The sequence below is a fragment of the Ferrovibrio terrae genome (assembly GCF_007197755.1).
GTDB classification, from domain to species: domain Bacteria; phylum Pseudomonadota; class Alphaproteobacteria; order Ferrovibrionales; family Ferrovibrionaceae; genus Ferrovibrio; species Ferrovibrio terrae.
Genome location: NZ_CP041636.1, coordinates 1,691,137 through 1,712,536 on the forward strand (window position 1 = coordinate 1,691,137; position 21,400 = coordinate 1,712,536).

Here is a 21,400-nt window from a genome sequence, read left to right on the forward strand (position 1 = left end):
TGTGGCTGCCCGCTGCGATTGCCCAGATAGCTATCCGGGCGATATATCCAGTGAGTTGGTTACCGGCCCGCGCTATACGCGGGACAGTTATTTCGTATCGTGTCGCCAGTTTGCGGTCTACTTACCCCAGTTCTCGGCCCAGGCAATGCCTTGCTTCTGCAGCATGCGCTGGAAGGCCGGGCGGGTATAGGTCGCGCCGACGACGCGTTCGATATTCGCCCAGCGCCACATCGGCCGTTCGAGGAAGCGGCTCCAGCGCGCCATCATCGCAAGATAGATGTCGCAGAGGCTGAAGGCCGATCCCAACATGCAGTTGCCGCTGCCGATGCCATCATCCAGAACCTGGAAAGTGCGATAGAGTTTCGGCTCAGTCGCCAGTTTCAGCGCCGCCTGCTGCGCCGGATCGGCAAATGTCCAGTCAGGATGGAACCAGTCGGTGAACTCCACCTGCACGGTGTTGGTCATGTAGGTCAGCCACTGGTAATGCCGCCCGCGCAACGGGTGTTCGGTCGGGACCAGCTTCGCGTCCGCGTGCTTGTCAGCCAGATACTGGCAGATCGCGGCGGTCTCGAAGATGACGAAATCGCCATCCACCAGCGTCGGAATGCGGCCATTGGGGTTGAGCCGCCTATAGTCGGCCTGCTCGTGTTCCCTGGCGGTCAGGTCGAGGCGAACCGGCTCGTAGGCTGCGCCGATCTCTTCCAGAACCGCCTGCGGCGCCATCGCCGCCGAGCCGGGAGCCCAATAAAGCTTGTACATTTTAATGGCGGAAGTGGCGCATGCCGGTGAAGACCATGGCCAGCCCGGCCTTGTCGGCGGCGTCGATCACTTCCTGGTCGCGGATCGACCCCCCGGGCTGGATCACCGCGGTCGCGCCGGCTTCCACCAGCACTTCCAGGCCGTCGGCAAACGGGAAGAAGGCGTCCGATGCCGCCGCCGAGCCCCTGGTCAGGGTTTCGCTCAGGCCAGCGGCCTTGGCGGCATCCTGGGCCTTGCGATAGGCGATGCGCGCGCTGTCGACGCGGCTCATCTGGCCGGCACCGATACCCACCGTCGCGCCGTTCTTGGCGTACACAATCGTATTCGACTTCACATGCTTGCCGACGCGGAAGGCGAACAGCATGTCGGCCAGTTCCTGCTGCGTGGGCGCGCGTTTGGTCACCACCTTGAGATCAGACTCTACAATGCGTCCGGCATCGCGGGTCTGCACCAGATAGCCGCCCGCCACCGATTTGACGAACCAGCCGCTCGCCACCGGATCGGCCATGCCGCCGGTGACGAGCAGACGCAGGTTTTTCTTCGCCGCCAGGAAGGCCCTGGCGTCTTCATCGACTTCGGGGGCCACGATCACTTCGGTGAAGATCGCGCCGATCTTCTCGGCGGTGGCCTTGTCCAGCTTGCGGTTCATCGCGACGATGCCGCCAAACGCCGAGGTACTGTCGCAACGCAAAGCCGCATCCCAGGCCGCGGACAGGCTGTCGGCCATGGCGACGCCGCAGGGATTCGCGTGCTTGATGATGGCGATGGTCGGCTTGTCGCTGAATTCCGACACCAGCTCGAAGGCGGCGTCGGTGTCGTTCAGGTTGTTGTAGCTGAGTTCCTTGCCCTGCAGCTGCTGCGCCGTGGCCACACCCGGGCGCTTGTCGCCCGTCACATAGAATGCCGCCTGCTGATGCGGGTTCTCGCCATAGCGCAGTGTCTGCTTGCGCTCGGCCGAGACCAGCAGCGTCGGCGGGAAGCTCTCGCCGTTCTGGCGCGCGAACCAGGTGGCGATCATCGAGTCATAGGCGCCGGTATGGGCATAGGCCTTGGCGGCCAGTTCGCGGCGCAAACCGAGCGGCGTGGCGCCATTGTTGGCCTTCAGCGCCTCGACGATCTTTGCGTAGTCAGCGACATCGACCACCACGTTGACGAAGCCGTGGTTCTTGGCTGCCGAGCGGATCATGGCCGGGCCGCCGATATCGATATTCTCAATGCAGGTCGGGAAATCCGCGCCCTTGGCGACGGTGGCGGCGAAGGGATAGAGGTTCACCACCACCAGGTCGATCGGCGGGATGTTGTGCTTTTCCATCGCCGCCTTGTGTTCGGCTTCGTCGCGCAAGGCCAGGATGCCGCCATGGATGGTGGGGTGCAGGGTCTTGACCCGGCCGTCCATCATCTCGGGGAAGCCCGTATGTTCGGCCACTTCCTTCACCGCCACGCCAGCATCTTTCAGGGCCTTGTAGGTGCCGCCGGTGGACAGGATCTCGATCCCGAAGCCGCTGAGCGCCTTGCCGAACTCGATCAGGCTGGTCTTGTCGGAGACAGAGAGGAGCGCGCGGCGGACGGGAACGAGATCGGTGGACATGGGGCAAAGGCCTCAAAGGGCAGGAGGGACGGTCGGGCAGGGCTATAGCACGGCGGCTCCACGCGCAAAAGCGGTGTAAAATCGTCCGAAAACAATGGCTTGCAGGGTTTGTCTGGGGGGCCGATCCGTGCTAAACGATGGCCCCCATGCGCTCATATCTCGAATTCGAAAAGCCGATTGCCGAGCTGGAGGCGAAAATCGCCGAGCTCAAGCAGCTCGCCAATCAGGGCAACAGCGACATCAGCGACGACCTGGAGCGGCTGGAGGCCAAGGCCACCCAGCAGCTGCAGGCGACCTATGCCAAGCTCGGCGCCTGGCAGAAAACCCAGGTGGCGCGCCACCAGGACCGCCCGCATTTCGCCGACTATATCGCAGGCCTGGTGACGGATTACGTGCCGCTCTGCGGTGACCGCGCGTTCGGCGAGGACGGCGCCATCAGCGGCGGCCTGGCGCGATTCCGCGGCCGCGCCGTGATGGTGATGGGCCATGAAAAGGGCCGCACCACCGAAAGCCGCCTCAAGCACAATTTCGGCATGGCCAAGCCGGAAGGCTATCGCAAGGCGATCCGCCTGATGCGCATGGCCGACCGGTTCCGCCTGCCGGTCATCACCCTGGTCGATACCGCCGGCGCCTATCCGGGCGTGCAGGCCGAGGAGCGCGGCCAGGCCGAAGCGATCGCACGCGCCATCGACTGCTGCCTCGACATCCGCGTGCCGCTGGTGGCTGCCATCGTCGGCGAGGGTGGCTCGGGCGGCGCGGTGGCGCTGGCCGCGGCCAATCGCGTGCTGATGTTCGAACATGCGATCTATTCGGTGATCTCGCCCGAAGGCTGCGCCGCCATCCTGTGGAATGATGGCAGCAAGGCGCCGGATGCCGCCGAGGCTTTGCGCGTCACCGCGGAAGACCTGCTCAAGCTCAAGGTGATCGACGAGATCGTGAAGGAACCGCTGGGCGGCGCCCATCGCAATCCGGGTCAGGCGATGACGTCGCTGGGCGATGCGCTGGAGGCCAGTTTGCGCAATCTGGTCGGGCAGGAGCCCGGCGCGCTGCGCGAAGCCCGCCGCCGCAAATTCCTCGAGATGGGCAGCAACGGGCTGTAACGCCGGCGCAAACTCCTGATGTCACAAAGCCCGCGGCATCCACCGCGGGCTTTTTTGCGTCCTGTTCCGTCCCAATCGAAGCCTGTTCGAAGCCTGTTTCGTCCCGTTTGAGCCTGTTCCGTCCCGTTTCGTCCTGTTTGAGCCAGTTTCGTCCCATTCGATCCGGGGTGGGACAGTCTGGTTCACGCTGGGCAACAGCGGCAGCGCGGAGGAGGTGGGGCGGGCTGCGGTGACATTCAAGGGCCCTCACCCCACCCCTCTCCCGCAAGCGGGAGAGGGAGGGACCCGCAGCGAAGCGCGGGAGGGCGAGGGTCCGGGGTGAGATCTATTTTTCGATGAACTCACGCACCAGCGGCGCGATCTCGCCCGCCCGCTCCTGCGCGAAACCATGTGTGCCGTCGGCGACCACCTGCAGGCGGCTGTTCTTCAGCAGCCCGTGCAGATGCCGTCCCACCGCCACCGGGCTGATCGTGTCGGCATCGCCCCACAGCAGCAAAGCCGGCTGCGCGATGCTGGCGATCTCGGCGGTATGATCGGCGCGCGCCTGCGTGATCCAGGGCGCGGCATTCGGATATTCGGCGCGATAGGCCGGCCGCCAGTCGCCGGCGCCAAAGCGCATCACGTCGATGCCGCCGGAGGCTGCCGTCAGCACCAGCCGGATCACCGTCTGTGGATAGAGCAACGCCAGTCGCAGCGCGAAGATGCCGCCCATCGACTGCGCCACGACCACCGTATCGCTTTTCAGATGCGCGGCGGCATGCGCGGTGAGGGCATCCAGGCTGTCGAGGCCGGGCTTGTGCGCCTGATGGCCCAGTCCCGGCCAGTTCAGGTAGGTCTTGTCGTATTGCCCCGGCAGCAGCGCGCCGAGCGGGTGCCAGAATTCCGCTGCGCCGCCCGCGCCGGGCAGGAAGAGAAGATGCGTCATGGAGGCAGCATGGCGCAGGGAAGGGAAACCGTCACGCGCCGAGTTGTATCGCTACAATAGACCGTCACCCCGGCCTTGAGCCGGGTCGCATTTCATTGCGGCGAAAAATGGGATTCCCGCTTTCGCGGGAATGACAAAAAAAGAAGCGTCACTTCCAGTGCGGCGGCCAGGTCTTCTGCATGATCGGCAGCGCCTTCATGCGCTCCATCCAGGCGTCGATCTTCGGGCTGAAGATATCGGCCGGAATGGCGTCCGGCTTGCGCAACTGAAAGCGCCCGATGATGGCGAGATGCGGATACAGCGTGTAGTCCACCGCTGAGATGGTTTCGCCGTTGATGTAGCTGCCGGCGATCTGCGGTTCCCACTGGGCGATCTCGGCCTTCACGGCGGCCACGGCCTCCGCCAGCTTCGCGGCATCGGCTTTCTCCGGTGGCGCGAACACCGCCTCGAACAACTCGCCGACCTTGGTGCCGACATCGTCATCGGCTTCGCGGATCATGCGGCGCTGCGTGGCGCGCAGATGCAGCTCCTTGGCAAACAGCGGCTGCTCGGGCCAGCGCTCCTCGACATATTCCATGACGGCGGCGGATTCGCGGATGACGAACTCGCCGTCGACCAGGGTCGGTACACGCTGGCGCGGGTTGAGCCGGGTGTATTCCGGCGTCTTCAGGTCGCCGGCGGAAAACGACAGCACCTTCACCTCATGCGGCACGGACTTGTGTTCCAGCGCCAGCCAGACGCGCCAGGCATAGGCTGAGCCGGAACCGTAATAGAGCGTGACGGACATGTGGATTTACCCCCGAGGGAATTGGTCTCTGACAGAAAAAGGGCAGAGATAGCCTCCGGTCAAGCCGGCGAGCCGAAATTTACACGCTGCCTCACACGGTCGCTTCCATGGCCATCACCTACACCCTCGGCCAGCCGCCCGGCAGTTGCGCCCGATTCGGCAGGAGAGACCATGATCGATGATGTGATGCCGGCCGGCTTTTCGATTGGCTGCGCTGATGATGGCTCCGGCCGGCCGCTGGTGCTGGTGCATTGTTCCGGCGCCGACCGCCATCTCTGGACCAAAACGATGGAGACCTGGGCGGCGATGGACAACATGCCGTCGCGCCGGATCCTGCGGCCGGAACTGTTTGGCTGCGGCAAGACCGCGGCCTGGCCGGCGGGACGCATCTTCACGCTGGATCATGCCGTCGAACTGGTGTCGCGCGCGGTTGGCGACCTGGACGAGCCCTTCGATCTGGTCGGACATTCCTTCGGCGGCGCGGTGGCGCTGCATTTCGCACAGCGCATGCCTGACCGCCTGCGCAGCCTGACCGTGATCGAGCCGACCTATTTCTCGCTGCTGCGGGACGCCGGCATCGTCGAGGCGGTACTGTTCGACCAGATCGCCAGTGTGGCCCAGATCATCCTGCAGGGCGCGGCATCCGACAGCGACTCCACGCGGCGCCATGCCATGGGCGTTTTCGTCGACTATTGGAACGGTGCCGGCAAATGGGCGGCGATTCCGCCTGAGACACAGAAAACCATGGCCGCGATGGTCCATGTGGTGACCCAGGATTTTACCGCGCTGTTCTCCGAACCGACGCGCCTGGCTGATTTATGCGATCTGCACGTCCCGACCCTGATCATCAACGGGCTGCGCTCGCCCGAACCGGCGCAGCAGATTGCGGCCCTGCTGGAAAAAACCTTGCCTCAGGCCGAGCGCTGCACGATGCCCGATGCGGGGCATATGATTCCGATCAGCCATGCGAAGCAGCTGGCCGGCCTGATCGCCACCTGGCAGCGGCGCCACAATGCGTCCGGTGCGCCGGCGCCCACTGCCCGTCGTCGCGTAGCAGCCGGAGCCTGACATCATGACCGCTACCACTGCGAGCGGCGTTCGCCCGTCGACCATCGTCTATGCCTGCATCGTTGCGGCCTCGCTGGTCGCCTTCCTGTCGTTTGGCACCCGGACCAGCTTAGGGATTTTTCTCGAACCGGTGCTGCAGGCGCGTGGCTGGGATCGCGAAACCTTTGGCCTGGCGCTGGCGATCCAGAATCTGGTCTGGGGTCTGTCGCAGCCGTTCTTCAGCGCCTGGGCCGACAGCAAGGGTAGTGTGCGTGTGCTGTGCAGCGGCGCGCTGTTCTATGTGATCGGCCTGACCGGCATGGCCTTTGCCGATACGCCGCTGGCCTTCTATATTTTTGGTGGCGTGTTTAACGGCCTCGGCGTGGCCGGCGCGTCCTGGACGATCTGCGTCGGTGCCGTCACGCGGATTGTGCCGCCGGCGATGCAGAGCTGGATTGCCGGTCTGGCGATCACGGCGTCGTCGCTCGGCCAGATCGTGCTGACCACGCTCAGCCAGGGTTTCATCATGGTGCTCGACTGGCAGACCTCGTTGCTGATCCTGGCCGGCTGCACGGCCTGCATCGCGCCGGCGGCCATGGTGCTGCTGCTGGCGCGTAAGGATGCCATTCCTGCGCCGCGCAGCAGCGTGTCGGAAACATTGAAGCTGGCGGCAGGCAGCCGCAGCTTCTGGCTGATCGTCTTCGGTTTCACCATCTGCGGCCTGCATGCCGGTTTCGGCTTCACGCATATCCCCGGCTATATCGTCAGTATCGGCCTGCCGCCCGAGGCGGGCGCGATGGCCATGGGCGCGCTCGGCATCACCAACCTGTTCGCCTCCTATACCTCGGGCGCGCTCGGCCAGACCCGCAGCAAGCGCAAGCTGCTGATCTGGATTTACGGCCTGCGCGCCGCCACCATGCTGGCCTTCGTGCTGCTGACGCTCGACCAGCCGCTGATGCTGGCGCTGATGGCGGTGCTGGGGATTTTCTGGATGTCGTCGATCCCGCCGACCGCCGGCCTGCTGGGGCAGATTTTCGGGCCCTACTATATAGGCACGCTGCTCGGCGTGGTGTCCTGCGGCCACCAGTTCGGCTCTTTCGTCGGCGCCTGGCTCGGCGGCTTCATTTACGACCGTACCGGCTCGTATGACCTGATGTGGTGGATCTGTGCGGCGCTGGGCTTCGTGGCGATGGTCGCCAACCTGCCGGTGAAGGAAAAGCCGATCGAACAGGCCGTGAAGCCGGCGGTAAGTTAAGCCGTCGGTTTCTTCAGCACCATCTGGGTACCAAAGAAGCTCATCACCGTCTCGCCCTTCTGGTTCTCGATCCAGTATTTCATCTTCACGATGCCGCGGTCGGGTTTCGACGCGCTCTCGCGCTTGTCCTCGATGCTGGCGCGACCGAACAGCGTGTCGCCCGGCCGTACCGGCATGGCCCAGCGGATTTCATCCAGGCCGGGCGAGCCCATGCTGCCTTTGCCCAGCAGTCCGGCCTGCAGCAGCATGCGGAAGCCCAGCAAGCCTGTCTGCCAGCCCGAGGCGATCAGGCCTTTATACGGCGACTGCTCGGCGGCCAGCTTGTCGAGGTGAAAGGGCTGCGGATCGTAGGTGAAGGCAAAGGACAGGATCTCGGCCTCCGAGATCGTCACGCCATCGGCGCGAATCACTTCACCCACCGTGTAATCCTCAAACCAGCGCTCGCTCCGGCTCATCTTTTTCACACCATCAAGTTTCTGAAAAACGCCTGCACATCGGCCACGAAGATTTCCGGCTGCTCCATCGCCACGAAATGGCCGCCGCGTTCAAGATCATGGCGATGCGTCACGTTGTAGCCGCGTTCCAGCCAGCCCTTGGGCGATGGTGGCACGAGGTCCCAGGGCGGCAGCAGGAAGCCGGTCGGGCTGCGCAAGAATTCGCCCGGCTGCATCGCCAGCTCGCCATTCTGCCGCGCCGCCCAGTAGAGCCAGGTCGAGGTCACGCCCGTCTCGGTCAGCCAGTAGAAGGCGACATTGGCGATCATATGGTCGAGATCGAACACCGGTTTGTGGTCGGCGGGTGCACGCGGGAAACCCTGCAGTTTCTCAACGATCCAGCCGGCCAGTCCCGCCGGACTGTCAGCCAGGCCATAACCTAAAGTGGTCGGCTTGGTGCTCTGGATGGCGTAATAGCCGCCCTCGGCGTCGTGACGCTTGCGGGTGCGCAGCATCCATTCCTTCTCGGCGTTGCTCAGCGGCGGCTGCATGTCGCGCGTCAGCGGTGGGCGCAGCGGCACCATGTTGAGATGCAGGGCCACGGCATGGTCGGGGAAATCGATGCCGAGCCAGCTCGACACAATCGAGCCCCAGTCGCCAGCCTGCACCAGGAAGCGCTCGAAGCCCAGCACCTCCACCATCAGGTCGCGCCAGAGTTTCGCAATCGCACGCGGGCCAATGGGCCGCTCCAGCGGCATCGAGAAGCCGTAACCGGGCAATGACGGGCAGATCACGGTGAAGGCATCTTCCACCCGACCACCGAAACGCTCGGGATGCGCCAGGCGATCGATCACATCGACGAATTCCAGCACCGAGCCGGGCCAGCCATGCGTCAGCAGCAGCGGCCGTGGCGTGTCGCCCGAGCCGGGTTCGATCAGGAAATGCACCGTCTGCAAGCCAGCTGTATCGGGCCGCTTCAGCTTGACGCGATACTGCAGCCAGCCATTCAGCCGCGTTTCCCACTGTCGCCAGTCGAAGCCGTCGCGCCAGCGCTGCAGGAAGCCGCGCATGTAGCCGACATTGCTGCCGTATTGCCAGGCGGCATCTGTTGGCTCCGGCGGCAGCCGCGTGGCGGCCAGCCGCGCCTTCAGGTCGGCCAGCGCCGCCCCGGGAATCGCAATGCTGAACTTTTCCGCCGCGGGGGCGAGGCGCAGCATGTCAGCCCCGTTTCAGGGTCGCGGTCAGCATGCCGGCACCGACCAGCATTGCGCCGCCCGCACGATTCATGTTTTTCAGCATGCGCGGACTGGCGATGCGGTTGCGCGCCTGGCCCATCATGACGATCCAGCAGCCCTGGATGCCGGCCGCCAGCACATTCATCGTCACCGTCAGCATGGCGACCTGCGGCCAGAGCGGTCGGGTGGGATCGATGAACTGCGGCAGGAAGGCGGCAAAAAACAGGATGCCCTTGGGATTGAGCAGCGTGACCAGAAAGGTCTGCAGGATGGCGTCGCGCGCCGAGGACTTGCCGGTATTCGCCGGCGTCAAGTCCATCGGCGGTGCGCGCCACAGCCTGATGCCGAGATACACCAGATACACCGCGCCGATCCATTTCATCGCGGTGAAGGCTTCGGCCGAGGCCGCCAGAAGCGCGCTGAAGCCGAGCATGGAGAGCGCGATGGCGCAGACATCGCCCAGGGTCACGCCGATCAGGCTGAGTGCGCCGGTGCGCGGCCCGCCCGCCATGGTATGGCCCAGCACCATCATGGTGGTGGGGCCGGGGATCAGGATCATGATGCTGGCCGCGGCAATGAAGGCGAGCCAGAGTTCGAGGCTGACGGGCATGGTGATTTCCTCCTGTTGCCGCCAGCCAGCCACAGGATGCGCCCGCTTGGCAAGCGCTAGTCGGCGAGCCCTTCCACAGACAGAGCCGCGAAAGTGGCGAGCCAGTGTTCACCGCCGTAGTCGCCGCTTTCCAGATGCGGCAGGCTGGCCTGTTCATGCGCTGCCGCCGATTGCAGCAGGCCCGACTGGTCGCCGGGCAGTCGGGCGGCGATGCCGCGCATGCACCAGGCGCGGCTCAGGTTCAGCCCGTCGAGATGCACGGTCTTGGCATCGCTGCGATCCGACACGACGGCCGGCAGGAACAGGGTGGTGGCAGCGGGCAGGAAACGGTTCCACCAGGCGGCAAACTCGGTCACCGGCAGCAGTTCCGCCATCAGCAGCGCCTCGGTCAATGCGCCGGACAGGAAGTCGTCGCCATTGGGTTCGTAATGCGCGGGGTAGGCGGTATCCGGCAGATAGACCTTGCGGGCGTAAGCCATGATCGCCGGCTCCAGCGTCGGCTCGGCCGTGACGCGGGCGTAATGCAGCGCCAGCAGCAGGCCAAACGCGGTGTTGAAATGCGTGCCGACGCGGATCGGATAGGTCAGCTTCTCCATATAGATGGGGAAGCGCGCCACGATGCGCTGCTCCAGCGGCAGCAAGACCGCGCGCCAGTGTTGCGCCTGCGGCTGGTCCCACAGCGAGAGTTCTGCGCTGAGCGCCAGCAGCCAGCCCCAGCCGTAAGGCCGTTGCCAGGTGCCGCGTCCGGGTGCATCCAGATAGGCCGCTTCGCCTGCGCCGGCAGTTTTGGTGAAGAAGCGCGCATAGAGATCGTGTGCGCGCGGCGCGTCGTTCAGCTGCGGATGGCGGCGCAGGCAGCGCGTCAGCAGCCACCAGCCATGCACACAGCTATGCCAGTCGTAACTGCCCCAGAAGATCGGGTGCAGCTCATGCGGCTCGCGCACGTCGGCGGCGCTGTTATTGAAATGCGTCAGGTTGTTGGGGTATTCGCGATCGAGATTGCGCAGCGGCAATGCGGCGAAACGTTCGGCCTGGGCGAGGGTGAGCTGTGTCATGCCCGCAGCATTGCACAACACGTCAGATCAACAAAGATCGCCATTCCCGCCCCGGCGGCCTTGCCGCCTTAAATATACTGTCGCGCAAAGCGCGACGGGCGGGAATCCCATTTGTTTCTATGACAAGAGGGAATGGGATCCCGGGTCAAAAGCCCGGGATGACGGCCCCTTTGGGGACCGTCACTTGCCGTGGCAGTATTTGAACTTCTTGCCCGAGCCGCAGGGGCAGGGCGAGTTGCGCGGCGTGGCTTTCCAGGTCGATTCATCGTTGGGATCGACCGCAACTGCCGCGCGCGACTGCGACACCGGACGCGATGGCAGGCCGTCATCCTCGCCACCTTCCAGGGCCTCGCCACGGCTTTCGCGCATCGGCTGGCTCGGCCGGGCGAACAGCTCGGCTGGCGGCTCCTCGGCGCGCACTTCGACGCGCGAGAGGATCGAGGTCACCTGCTCGCGCACGCGGACCAGCATCTGCTCGAACAGCGAGAAAGCCTCGCGCTTGTATTCGTTAAGCGGATCCTTCTGCGCGTAAGCCCGCAGGCCGATGGCCTGGCGCAGGTAATCCAGATGATGCAGGTGTTCTTTCCAGGTCTGGTCGAGCACCTGCAGCAGCAGGCTGCGCTCCACCATGCGCATCACCTCGGGGCCGAAATTGGCAGCCTTCTCGGCCATGCGGCGCTCGATGGCATCGGCCAGGCGTTCGCGGATCTGCTGGTCGGCGATGCCTTCTTCCTTGGCCCATTCCACGATCGGCAGGTCGAGCGCGAACAGGCGGTGCACCTCGGCCTGCAGGCCTTCGGAATTCCACTGTTCGGCATAGGCGCGTTCGGGGATATGGCGGTCGACCAGTTCGCTGGCGATTTCCTCGCGCATGTCGCGCACGGTATCGGCCACGTTGTCGGCGCCCATGATCTCGATGCGCTGCTCGTAGACCACCTTGCGCTGGTCGTTCATCACATCGTCGTATTTCAGCAGGTTCTTGCGGATTTCGTAGTTCCGCGCTTCCACCTTCTGCTGCGCCTTTTCCAGCGCCTTGTTGATCCAGGGGTGGATGATCGCCTCGCCTTCCTTCAGGCCGAGCCGCTGCAGCATGCTGTCCATGCGTTCGGAGCCGAAGATGCGCAGCAGGTCGTCTTCCAGGCTGAGGAAGAATTTCGACGCGCCGGGATCGCCCTGGCGGCCGGAGCGGCCGCGCAGCTGGTTGTCGATGCGGCGGCTTTCATGGCGCTCGGTGCCGATGACATAAAGACCGCCGGCGGCGCGCACCTTGTCCTTTTCGACCAGCACTTCGGCGCGGATCTGCGCTTCCATCTTGGCCTTCAGCTCGCCTTCCATGCCCTGCGTTTCCTGCAGGATACGCATGTCGGCGTTGCCGCCGAGCTGAATGTCGGTGCCGCGACCGGCCATGTTGGTGGCGATGGTCACGGCGCCGAGCCGGCCGGCCTGCGCCACGATGAAGGCTTCCTGGTCGTGGTGGCGTGCATTCAGCACGTGATGCGGGATGTTGCGCTGCTTGAGGAAGTCGGACAGCAGTTCCGACTTCTCGATCGACACGGTGCCGACCAGCAGCGGCTGGCCCTTCTCGCGGCATTCGGCGATCAGGGTGACGATGGCTTCATACTTTTCGCGCGCGCTGCGATAGACCTCGTCGTCGCCGTCGATGCGTGCAACGCCTACGTTGGTCGGAATCTCGACGACTTCCAGGCGATAGATGTCGGCGAATTCAGCGGCTTCCGTCGAGGCCGTGCCGGTCATGCCAGACAGCTTGGGATACATGCGGAAGTAATTCTGGAAGGTGATCGAGGCCAGCGTCTGGTTCTCGGTCTGGACACTGACGCCTTCCTTGGCTTCCAGCGCCTGGTGCAGGCCGTCCGAGTAACGACGGCCTTCCATCATGCGGCCGGTGAACTCGTCGATGATGATGACCTTGTCGTCCTTCACGATGTAATCGACATCGCGGGTGAACAGCACATGGGCGCGCAAAGCCTGGTTGGCATGGTGCACGACGGCGATATTCTCGATGTCGTACAGCGAGTCGGATTTCAGCAGGTCGGCGGCGCGCAGGATCTCTTCGATATGCCCGGTGCCGTCTTCGGTGAAGTGCACCGTGCGCTGCTTCTCGTCCTTCTCGTAGTCTGCCGCCACCAGCTGCGGCACCAGCGCATTGACCCGCACATAGAGGTCGGTGGTGTCTTCCGACGGGCCGGAGATGATCAGCGGCGTGCGCGCTTCGTCGATCAGGATCGAGTCGACTTCGTCGACGATGGCAAAGCTGAACGGGCGCTGCACCATGTCCTCGCGACGGAACTTCATGTTGTCGCGCAGATAGTCGAAACCGTATTCGTTGTTGGTGCCGTAAGTGACGTCGCAGGCATAGGCCGCGCGGCGTTCCTCGTCGTCCAGGCCGTGCACGATCACGCCGGTGCTCAGGCCCAGGAAATTGTAGACGCGGCCCATCCATTCGGAGTCGCGGCGGGCCAGGTAGTCGTTCACGGTGACGACATGCACGCCGGTGCCGGGCAGGGCATTGAGATAGACGGCGAGCGTGGCGACCAGGGTCTTGCCTTCGCCGGTCTTCATTTCGGCGATGCGGCCGTCATGCAGCACCATGCCGCCGATCAGCTGCACATCGTAATGGCGCTGGCCCAGCACGCGCTTGGCGGCCTCGCGCACCACGGCAAAGGCTTCGGGCAGCAGGTCGTCGAGGTCGACACCGGGCTTGCCGTCCTGACCGGCCAGCTTCTGGCGGAATTCAGCGGTCTTGGCCTGCAGCTCGGCATCGCTCAGGGCGGCGGTCTGGGCCTCCAGGGCATTAATCGCCTGGACGGTCTTGAGGTAGCTTTTGACGGTGCGGTCGTTGGCCGAACCGAACAGCTTTTTGGCGATCGCGCCGAACATCTATGCCGTACCCCTGGGAATGCGCTAAATCCACGTCGCGCAACGAGAACCGGCGCAACGGAAACCGGGGCATTAGATATGCATTGCCCCCCTCCATGTCAACGAAGGGGCCCTGCGGCATAACCCCGCCAGAGACCCAGCGGGAGGCCAGGCCAGACGCCTGTCCCGGCCGCATTGACCCGCAGCAATTCAAGGGGTTACATCGCCCCTTCACAGAAAGGCCCTGTCGTGTCCGCTGCCCCCGCCTCGCCCCAGTCCGCCCCCGATGCCGTGACCCTGGCCCAGGACCTGATCCGCTGCCCGAGCGTGACCCCGGCCGACCAGGGCGCCCTGGGGGTTCTGGAGGCGGTTCTGGCCCCGCTGGGCTTCCGTTGCGAGCGGCTGAAATTCACCGCTCCCAACACCCCGGACGTGGAAAACCTCTATGCCCGCTGGGGCGAGGGGCCGTTTGGAGAGAACAAGGGGCCGAATTTCTGCTTCGCTGGCCATACCGACGTGGTGCCGGTGGGCGATGCCGCCGCCTGGAGCGTCGATCCTTTTGCCGCCGAGATCCGTGACGGCCAGCTCTATGGCCGCGGCGCCACCGACATGAAATCGGCCATCGCCGCCTTCGTGGCCGCCGCCGGCCGCTTCATCGCCGCGCGGGATGGTAAAATCCCCGGCGGTATCAGTCTCCTGATCACCGGCGACGAGGAAGGCCCCGCCATCAATGGCACCACCCGCGTGCTCGACTGGCTGAAGGACAAGGGCGAGACCTTAAGCGTCTGCGTGGTCGGCGAGCCGACCAATCCGCTGCGGCTCGGCGAGATGATGAAAATCGGCCGGCGCGGCTCGCTGACCGCGCGGCTGACCGTGCATGGCGTGCAGGGCCATGTCGGCTATCCGCATCTGGCCGATAATCCGATCCCCAAGCTGCTCGATATCCTGTCGGCGCTGAAGTCGCGCCGCCTCGATACCGGCAATGCGCATTTCGAGGCCTCCAACCTGGAGATCACCACTATCGATGTCGGCAATCCGGCCAACAACGTGATTCCGGCCAATGCGAAAGCGGTGCTCAACATCCGGTACAACACCGAGCAGAGTTCGGCCGGGCTGAAGAACTGGATCATCCGCACCTGTGAAGCCGTGTGCGGTGGGCAGGGCGAGAACCGCGCGCTGCTCGGCACGCGCTTCGATCTCATGCTGGAAGATGGCGCGATGCCTTTCCTCACGAAACCCGGACCTTTCGTGGCCGCGATGGCAGAAGCCGTGAAGGAAGGCACCGGCCGCGAACCCGAGCTCAGCACCACCGGCGGCACCTCGGATGCGCGGTTCATCCAGGCCTATTGCCCGGTGGTGGAATTCGGCCTCGTCGGCCAGACCATGCACAAGGTCGATGAACGCGCCGGCGTCGATGACATCCGCGCGCTCTCCAAGGTTTATGAAGGCATGCTGCAGCGGTTCTTCGATGGCCTTGCCGTCCAGCGCTGAGATCCGTTCCGCCGTCAAAGGCCTCGGCCTGCTGCTGCGCGGCGACGAGCGCGCGCTGCTCTGCCACGACCTGTCGCTGGACGGCTTCTGGCGCAGCTTCTGGCTGCCGCTGGCGCTGCTGGTGGTCTATGCGGTGGTGATGCGGCCGACGGCGGACGAGCTTGCGGCCTTCGACGGTGAGCACACCGTCTACACGCTGGTGCAGGCGCTGAAATTCCTGCTCGGCTGGGCGGCCTATTTCGCGCTGATCGCCGGGATCAGCCGCATTTTCGGCCTGGGCGAACGCTTCGGCATTTTCATCATTCTCTACAACTGGGCGCAGGCGATCACGACAGCGGCGACATTGCCGATCCTCGCCGGCGTCAGCTGGGGGCTGCTGCCGCCCAGCGTGCTGGCCGGCTGGAGCACGGCCTTGCTGCTGGCCTGGCTCTATATCGTGGTGCGGGTGGCGCGCCATGGTCTTGGCGCCACCTGGTCGCTCGCGTTGGCGATCTCGGCGCTCGACCTGCTCACAAGTCTGGCGATGCACCGGCTGGTCGATCTTCTGCTGTAGCCGGCTGCTGCTCTAGCTGGCCTTCAGTAATCCACTTTCATCAGGCACAGGCCTTCCGGCGGCGCGGTAGGACCTGCCGCGCGGCGGTCGGCCTTTTCGAGCGCGGCGCTGACGTCATCGGCATTCCATCTGCCTTCGCCGACCAGTTTCAGCGTGCCGGTCATGATGCGCACCTGGTTGTGCAGGAAGCTGCGCGACGAGGTCGTGACATGGATTTCATCACCGACGCGCCGCACATCCAGCGCATCCAGCGTGCGCAACGACGACTTCGCCTGGCATTCGGTGGAGCGGAAGCTGTTGAAGTCGTGATGTCCGACCAGGCGCTGGGCGGCGACCTGCATGGCATCGGCATCCAGCAGCACCGGCACATGCCACACACTGCCTGCTTCTATCGCCGGCGGCGGGCGGCGGTTCAGGATGCGATACAGATAATGCCGCGCGGTGGCGGACAGCCGCGCGCTGAACTCGCCATCGACAATGGCGGCGTCCAGCACGGCGATGCGGTTCTCGCGCAGGTAAAAGTTCAGCCCGTCGCGCAGGCGGTCGGGCGTGAAGTCGCGGTCGAGGTCGAAATGCACCACCTGGCCGCGCGCATGCACGCCGGCATCGGTGCGGCCGGCCACCACGGTATCGATGGTCAATTCGCCGCCGCAGATCGCCTGCACGGCTTCCTCGAAAGTCTGCTGCACTGAGGCGACGTCGCGCTGCTTCTGCCAGCCGGCAAAGCGGCTGCCGTCATATTCCAGTGTCAGGCGATAGCGCGGCATGGCGTTTTAAAAGGAAGGCGTGGATGGCCGGGTCAAGCCCGGCCATGACAAGGAAAATATATGTGTGTCATGCCCGGACTTGTTCCGGGCATCCACGTCTTGGGTTCGCATCGGACTAACCAACCCGCGTTCCCTTCGGCAGCGGCAGGCCGCGCAGGAAATCGCCGATGGCAACCGGGGTCTTGCCCGGGCGCTGCAGCTTCAGCAGGTTCAGCGCGCCGTCTCCGCAGGCAATCTTGCCGGTATCATCCAGTGCGGTGCCGGCTGCGCCACTGCCGGCAACAGGCTCGGCGGCCAGCAGCTTGATGCGTTCGCCGTTGATCTCGAAATGCGTGCCGATGCCGGGGTTGAGCGCGCGCACGGCACGGTCGATCTCGATGGCTGATTTCGTCCAGTCGATGCGGCCTTCGTCCTTCAGCAGCTTGGCGGCGTAAGTGACGCCCTCAGCGGACTGCGCCTGCGGCTGAATCTGGCCTTTGGCATACCCATGCACGGCACGCACCATCAGCGGTGCGCCGACGCGCACCAGTTCGTCATGCAGTTCGCTGACCGTCATGCGCGGTGTGATCGCAACGATCTCGCGCAGCAGCACCGGGCCGGTATCCAGCCCGACATCCATCTGCATCGCGCAGACGCCGGTCTCGAGATCGCCCGCCATGATGGCGCGCTGGATCGGTGCGGCGCCGCGCCAGCGCGGCAGCAGCGAGGCATGCAGATTGAAGCAGCCATGCTTCGGCGCATCGAGGATCGGCTTTGGCAGCAGCAGGCCATAGGCCACCACGATGGCGGCATCGGCCTTGAGGGCTGCGAATTCGGCCTGCGCGTCGGCGCTCTTCAGGCTGACCGGATGGCGCACCGGCAGGCCGTGCTGCTCGGCGAAAGCCTGCACCGGTGAGGGCGTCAGCTTCTGGCCGCGGCCGGCGGGACGCGGCGGCTGGCTGTAGACAGCCGCGATCTCGTCGCCGGCCTTGAGAAACGCGTCCAGCACCGGCACGGCGAAATCCGGCGTGCCCATGAAGACCAGACGCAATGTCATGGGGAGGTGATCAGCTGGCGGTGGCGAGGCGCTTCTGCTTCAGCAGCTTGCGCAGGATCATGTTGCGCTTCAGCGCGGAGATATGGTCGACGAACAGGATGCCTTCGAGATGGTCCATCTCATGCTGCAGGCAGACCGCGAGGAGTCCCTCGGCATGCAGTTCCTGCTTCTCGCCGTTGCGGTCGAGATAGCTGACCTTCACTTCGGCCGGGCGCTCGACCTCGGCATAATGTTCCGGCAGCGACAGGCAGCCTTCTTCATAGAGCTGGTCGTCGTCCGAGACCCAGGTGATTTCCGGGTTGATGATATAGAGCGGCTGCTTGTCTTCGCCGTCGCGGGCGACGTCGATCACCAGCATGCGCTTGGGGATGCCGACCTGGATGGCGGCGAGGCCAATGCCCGGCGCGGCATACATGGTCTCCAGCATGTCATCGAGCTGCTGACGCACCTCGTCCGTCACCGTGTCGACGGGGGTCGAGACGGTTTCCAGGACCGGGTCCGGGGCAATCAGGATGGGCAGCAGGGCCATGGTTCAAAATCCGCGATACAGCGCCTTAATTCTGGGCCGTCACATAGGCTGTGGGCTGGCAGTCCGTCAAGCCCGCATGATATGAACGGCCATGTCCATGGATATAGTGCCGATTCTCGCAATCGCCAGTCTCGCCGGCCTGGCGATCATCCTGATTCTGCTGGTTTTTCTGCTCCGCCGCGGTGGCAACCCCAGCGGCGAGGCTGCGCTGCTGGCCGAGCTGCGCGACCAGGTGGATGCCGCGCGCGACGAAGCCGCCGCTGCCCAGGCCGCCCGGCTGGAGGCCGAACGCCAGGCGGCGGGCCTGCGCAGCGAACTGGCGGTGAAGAGCCAGGCTTTCGAGAAGCTGGCCGAGACGGCCACGATGGCCGCCCGTGCGGCGGCGCTGGAAAGCGCCGCCCAGATGTCGAACAAGCTGCTGGCCGACCACAAGCGCGAGGCCGAAGCGCAGAAGGAAGACTCGCAGAAAAAGGTCCAGCAGGTCACCGAAGGCGTGGTCAAGCAGATGACCGAGGTGGCGCAGGTGGTTGCCGCCACCGTGGCGCAGCAGCAGAAGGACAACAATCGCGTCGATGCGATTCACCGCATGCTGTCGCATCCGGGCGGGGCCGGTCGGCTGGCCGAGATCGGGCTGGAAAACACGCTGAAGACCTTTGGCCTGCAGCCCGGCGTCGATTTCATCATGCAGTATCATGTCGCCGGCGACGGCGAACGCGGCAGCCTGCGGCCCGATGCGATCATTTTCCTGCCGGGCGATGCCGTGCTGGTGGTGGATTCCAAGGCCTCCAAGCTGCTGCTCGATCTGGCCGAGGCCGAAGGCGAGGTGGCGGAGGCGACAGCGCAGCAGCAGCTGGCCCAGCGCATGACCACGCATCTGCGCCAGCTCACCGCGAAAGACTACGGCAATGCCGTTCTCAGCGCCTACAAGGAGTCGCAACGCGGCGGCAGTATCAAGCGCAGCATTGTGGCGATGACGCTGCCGAACGATGCCGCTGTCGAAAAGCTGCGGCTGGCCGCACCCGATTTCGAGCAGCGCGCCATTGCATCTGACGTGATGCTGGCCGGGCCGTCCTCGCTGTTCGCCCTGATCGCCTATTCGCGGATGCAGATCGATACCGGCCGGCAGGCCGAGAATCTCGACAAGATCGTCGAGCTGGTGACCAAGCTCACCAACAATCTGGCGGTCTCGCTCGGCCATGTGGTGACGCTGAACAAAAGCGTCAAGACCGCAGCCGACGCGCTGTCGAATTTCAGCGGTTCGATCAATCGCAACGTTCTGCCTCAAATTCGCCAACTTGCGAAGTACGGTATACGCCCGTCCAAGGCGGCGCCGGATCAGCTGGCGCGGCTGAATGTGAGCGAACCGATGGATGATGTGATCGAAGCCGACGTCGAGGATGTCACGCCGCAGTTACCCGGCCTGACCGAGAAATGAGCGACCAGTCAGACGCGCCTCAGGCTGGCCCCGAAAAGGTCAGCGAGATCGTCGCCGCCATCTGCGATGGCTGGGAGGATGACCGCATCAGCCTGGACGAATTGCTGCGCGCCTTTGGCCTGCGCAGCTTCGGTTTCCTGGTGCTGGTCTTTGCGCTGCCCAACGGCATTCCGGCGCCGATCGCGCCCGGCCTGTCGGCCATTCTCGGCGCGCCGCTGCTGCTGCTTTCAGTTCAGATGCTGCTGGGATTCAAAACGCCGTGGTTTCCGGCCAGCTGGCGCGCGCGCAGTTTCGCCCGCAAGGACGTGGCGAAACTGCTGCGTCCGGCGCTGCCTTATATCGTGAAACTCGAACGCTTCATCCGGCCGCGCTTCACGCATCTGGCCGCCGGGCCGCTGGCCAGCCGCCTGATCGGCGGGCTCATTCTGTGGAACGCCATCCTGCTGTCGCTGCCGATCCCGTTCGGCAACCTGATCCCGGCCTGGGCGATCATTCTCGCGGCGCTCGGCCAGGTCGAACGCGACGGCGCGCTGGTGGTGGCTGCGGCGGCGTCCAGCATTGTCGCAACCGGCTGGGTCTGGTTCCTGCTCGATGTGGGCCTGGCCATTCTCGACCGGATTTTCGGATGACCCCGAGATGACAGCTGAAGAAGTGATCAAACTGCTCGGCCTGCAGCCGCATCCCGAAGGCGGGCATTACGTCGAGACGTTTCGCGATCCGGCCGCGGATGCACAGGGCCGCAGCCACTCGACCGCGATCTACTTCCTGCTTCGGCAAGGCGAGACATCGCACTGGCATCGCGTCGATGCGGTGGAGATCTGGCACTGGCATGCCGGCGCGCCGCTGCGGCTGAGTATTGCCGAAAAGGCCGGCGCTGCCGTGCAGACAATCACGCTGGGCAATGCTCTGGCCAGCGGCGAACGGCCGCAGGGCATCGTGCCGACGCACTGGTGGCAGGCGGCGGAAACGCTCGGCGCCTGGACGCTGGTCGGCTGCACGGTCGCGCCGGGGTTTGATTTTGCAGGCTTTGAACTCGCGCCGCCGGGCTGGGCGCCGTAGTCAGCGTGAGCTGAAATACTTCCCCGGCGTGGTGCCGAGGCTTCTCCTGAACATCGCCGTAAACGCCGCCGGGCTGGCATAGCCCAGATCGCTCGCCACCAGCGCCACCGGCCTGCCCGTGCTGAGCTGCGCCAGCGCCTCGGCCAGGCGCGCCTGCTGACGCCAGGCGAGAAAGCCCATGCCGGTCTCGCGCTGGAACAGGCGGGCGAGGCTGCGGCTGCTCATCGCGGCCTCGCGCGCCAGAGTTTCGATATCGATATCGTCGCTTAAACTTTCCTGCACGCGGCGGCAGACAGTCTGTAGTTTGGCGTCACGTGGCATGGGCAAATGCAGCGGCACAACGGCCACGCCACGCAGTTCGTGTAAAAGAAGCTGTGCGATCGCTTCGCCGCGCGACCCACTGTCATAGTCCACCGGTTCTTCCATGGCGGCGAGGATCAGCGCGCGCAGCAGCTCCGAGACCTCGATCACCAGGCAGTCGGCCGGCAGGTTGCCTGCCGTGTCCGGCGCGATGTAGAGCGTGCGCATCGCCACCGCGCCGCTCATGCGGATTTCATGCTCCACCCCGGGGGGAATCCACAGCGCCCGCTGCGGCGGCACCACCCAGGTGCCCTGGTCCGTCCCCACCCGCATCACGCCGCGCGTGGCATAGACCAGCTGGCCGCGCGGATGGCTGTGGCGGGCGATATGGTGGCCGGAGGGAAAATCCTTGGGCATCGCCGCCACCGGACGGGCGACGCGCTGGTAGTCCTCGGCATTGGTGCTGCGGGCCATGGGTGTCCGATTTGCGATAGATTGCGGCAGGACGATGCCTATCAGACAGGGTTATGCTGCCGGCTGCAATAGAGGAATCCGTCC

At 64.9% G+C, this 21,400-nt stretch carries 21 protein-coding genes; 8 read left to right on the forward strand and 13 right to left on the reverse strand.

What is annotated here, in order from left to right:
• Nucleotides 1–117: 117 nt before the first annotated feature.
• Nucleotides 118–759 (reverse strand): glutathione S-transferase family protein, encoded by a 642-nt coding sequence (locus FNB15_RS08280; RefSeq protein WP_144068246.1) that lies wholly within the window; start codon nucleotides 757–759, stop codon nucleotides 118–120.
• Between the two features lies 1 nt (nucleotide 760).
• The gene (gene purH / locus FNB15_RS08285) at nucleotides 761–2,347 is read right to left on the reverse strand and encodes a bifunctional phosphoribosylaminoimidazolecarboxamide formyltransferase/IMP cyclohydrolase (RefSeq protein WP_144068247.1); all 1,587 of its coding nucleotides are present in this window, start codon (nucleotides 2,345–2,347) and stop codon (nucleotides 761–763) included.
• Nucleotides 2,348–2,493: 146 nt separating this feature from the next.
• On the opposite strand from purH, the gene FNB15_RS08290 reads away from it, so the two are divergent.
• Nucleotides 2,494–3,447: an acetyl-CoA carboxylase carboxyltransferase subunit alpha gene (locus FNB15_RS08290; protein ID WP_144068248.1), complete on the forward strand. Its 954-nt coding sequence runs from the start codon at nucleotides 2,494–2,496 to the stop codon at nucleotides 3,445–3,447.
• Between the two features lie 325 nt (nucleotides 3,448–3,772).
• Here the strand turns inward: FNB15_RS08290 and FNB15_RS08295 are convergent, their stop codons facing one another.
• Nucleotides 3,773–4,372 (reverse strand): alpha/beta fold hydrolase, encoded by a 600-nt coding sequence (locus FNB15_RS08295; RefSeq protein ID WP_144068249.1) that lies wholly within the window; start codon nucleotides 4,370–4,372, stop codon nucleotides 3,773–3,775.
• 148 nt (nucleotides 4,373–4,520) lie between these two features.
• Nucleotides 4,521–5,159 carry a glutathione S-transferase family protein gene (locus FNB15_RS08300; protein ID WP_144068250.1) on the reverse strand — a complete coding sequence of 213 codons (639 nt, stop codon included), beginning with the start codon at nucleotides 5,157–5,159 and terminating at the stop codon, nucleotides 4,521–4,523.
• 171 nt (nucleotides 5,160–5,330) lie between these two features.
• Here FNB15_RS08300 and FNB15_RS08305 point away from each other — a divergent pair, with 171 nt between their 5' ends.
• Together FNB15_RS08305 and FNB15_RS08310 are read left to right on the forward strand one after the other, a co-directional pair.
• Nucleotides 5,331–6,227 (forward strand): alpha/beta fold hydrolase, encoded by an 897-nt coding sequence (locus tag FNB15_RS08305; protein WP_144068251.1) that lies wholly within the window; start codon nucleotides 5,331–5,333, stop codon nucleotides 6,225–6,227.
• Between the two features lie 4 nt (nucleotides 6,228–6,231).
• Nucleotides 6,232–7,461 (forward strand): MFS transporter, encoded by a 1,230-nt coding sequence (locus tag FNB15_RS08310; protein WP_144068252.1) that lies wholly within the window; start codon nucleotides 6,232–6,234, stop codon nucleotides 7,459–7,461.
• Here the strand turns inward: FNB15_RS08310 and FNB15_RS08315 are convergent.
• The 5 genes from FNB15_RS08315 to secA form a co-directional block, all read right to left on the reverse strand.
• A complete protein-coding gene (locus FNB15_RS08315; RefSeq protein WP_144068253.1) occupies nucleotides 7,458–7,916 on the reverse strand; it encodes a MaoC family dehydratase in 459 nt (152 codons plus the stop codon). The genes FNB15_RS08310 and FNB15_RS08315 overlap by 4 nt on opposite strands.
• Before the next feature lie 5 nt (nucleotides 7,917–7,921).
• Complete coding sequence (locus tag FNB15_RS08320) at nucleotides 7,922–9,112, reverse strand: epoxide hydrolase family protein (RefSeq protein WP_144068254.1); 1,191 nt, start codon at nucleotides 9,110–9,112, stop codon at nucleotides 7,922–7,924.
• Nucleotide 9,113: 1 nt separating this feature from the next.
• Nucleotides 9,114–9,740 carry a LysE family translocator gene (locus FNB15_RS08325; RefSeq protein ID WP_144068255.1) on the reverse strand — a complete coding sequence of 209 codons (627 nt, stop codon included), beginning with the start codon at nucleotides 9,738–9,740 and terminating at the stop codon, nucleotides 9,114–9,116.
• Between the two features lie 56 nt (nucleotides 9,741–9,796).
• A complete protein-coding gene (locus tag FNB15_RS08330) occupies nucleotides 9,797–10,795 on the reverse strand; it encodes a DUF2891 domain-containing protein (protein WP_144068256.1) in 999 nt (332 codons plus the stop codon).
• Between the two features lie 180 nt (nucleotides 10,796–10,975).
• The gene (secA, locus tag FNB15_RS08335) at nucleotides 10,976–13,693 is read right to left on the reverse strand and encodes a preprotein translocase subunit SecA (protein WP_144068257.1); all 2,718 of its coding nucleotides are present in this window, start codon (nucleotides 13,691–13,693) and stop codon (nucleotides 10,976–10,978) included.
• A gap of 228 nt (nucleotides 13,694–13,921) precedes the next feature.
• Between secA and dapE the strand changes: the two genes are divergently transcribed.
• Entirely contained in the window at nucleotides 13,922–15,163 is a 1,242-nt protein-coding gene (gene dapE, locus FNB15_RS08340; protein WP_144068258.1) for a succinyl-diaminopimelate desuccinylase, read from the forward strand.
• Nucleotides 15,141–15,716, forward strand: a complete 576-nt coding sequence (locus FNB15_RS08345; protein WP_144068259.1) for a hypothetical protein — start codon at nucleotides 15,141–15,143, stop codon at nucleotides 15,714–15,716. Before dapE ends, FNB15_RS08345 begins: the two co-directional genes overlap by 23 nt.
• Before the next feature lie 23 nt (nucleotides 15,717–15,739).
• Here FNB15_RS08345 and truA read toward each other — a convergent pair whose 3' ends face one another.
• From truA to def, 3 genes are all read right to left on the reverse strand, one after another.
• A complete protein-coding gene (gene truA, locus FNB15_RS08350) occupies nucleotides 15,740–16,483 on the reverse strand; it encodes a tRNA pseudouridine(38-40) synthase TruA (protein ID WP_144068260.1) in 744 nt (247 codons plus the stop codon).
• 115 nt (nucleotides 16,484–16,598) lie between these two features.
• A complete protein-coding gene (gene fmt / locus FNB15_RS08355; protein ID WP_221932772.1) occupies nucleotides 16,599–17,519 on the reverse strand; it encodes a methionyl-tRNA formyltransferase in 921 nt (306 codons plus the stop codon).
• Nucleotides 17,520–17,529: 10 nt separating this feature from the next.
• On the reverse strand, nucleotides 17,530–18,048 hold the full coding sequence (gene def / locus FNB15_RS08360) for a peptide deformylase (RefSeq protein WP_144068261.1): 519 nt from the start codon (nucleotides 18,046–18,048) through the stop codon (nucleotides 17,530–17,532).
• A 91-nt stretch (nucleotides 18,049–18,139) separates the two neighbouring features.
• On the opposite strand from def, the gene rmuC reads away from it, so the two are divergent.
• Genes rmuC through FNB15_RS08375 form a run of 3 tightly spaced genes read left to right on the forward strand, consistent with a single transcriptional unit; the run spans nucleotide 18,140 to nucleotide 20,542 of the window.
• Nucleotides 18,140–19,483: a DNA recombination protein RmuC gene (rmuC, locus tag FNB15_RS08365; RefSeq protein WP_144068262.1), complete on the forward strand. Its 1,344-nt coding sequence runs from the start codon at nucleotides 18,140–18,142 to the stop codon at nucleotides 19,481–19,483.
• The gene (locus FNB15_RS08370) at nucleotides 19,480–20,112 is read left to right on the forward strand and encodes an exopolysaccharide biosynthesis protein (protein WP_144068263.1); all 633 of its coding nucleotides are present in this window, start codon (nucleotides 19,480–19,482) and stop codon (nucleotides 20,110–20,112) included. The genes rmuC and FNB15_RS08370 overlap by 4 nt, the downstream gene beginning before the upstream one ends.
• 7 nt (nucleotides 20,113–20,119) lie before the next feature.
• Complete coding sequence (locus tag FNB15_RS08375; protein ID WP_144068264.1) at nucleotides 20,120–20,542, forward strand: cupin domain-containing protein; 423 nt, start codon at nucleotides 20,120–20,122, stop codon at nucleotides 20,540–20,542.
• On the opposite strand, the gene FNB15_RS08380 is transcribed toward FNB15_RS08375, so the two are convergent.
• Nucleotides 20,543–21,316 carry an AraC family transcriptional regulator gene (locus FNB15_RS08380; protein WP_144068265.1) on the reverse strand — a complete coding sequence of 258 codons (774 nt, stop codon included), beginning with the start codon at nucleotides 21,314–21,316 and terminating at the stop codon, nucleotides 20,543–20,545.
• Nucleotides 21,317–21,400 lie beyond the last annotated feature (84 nt).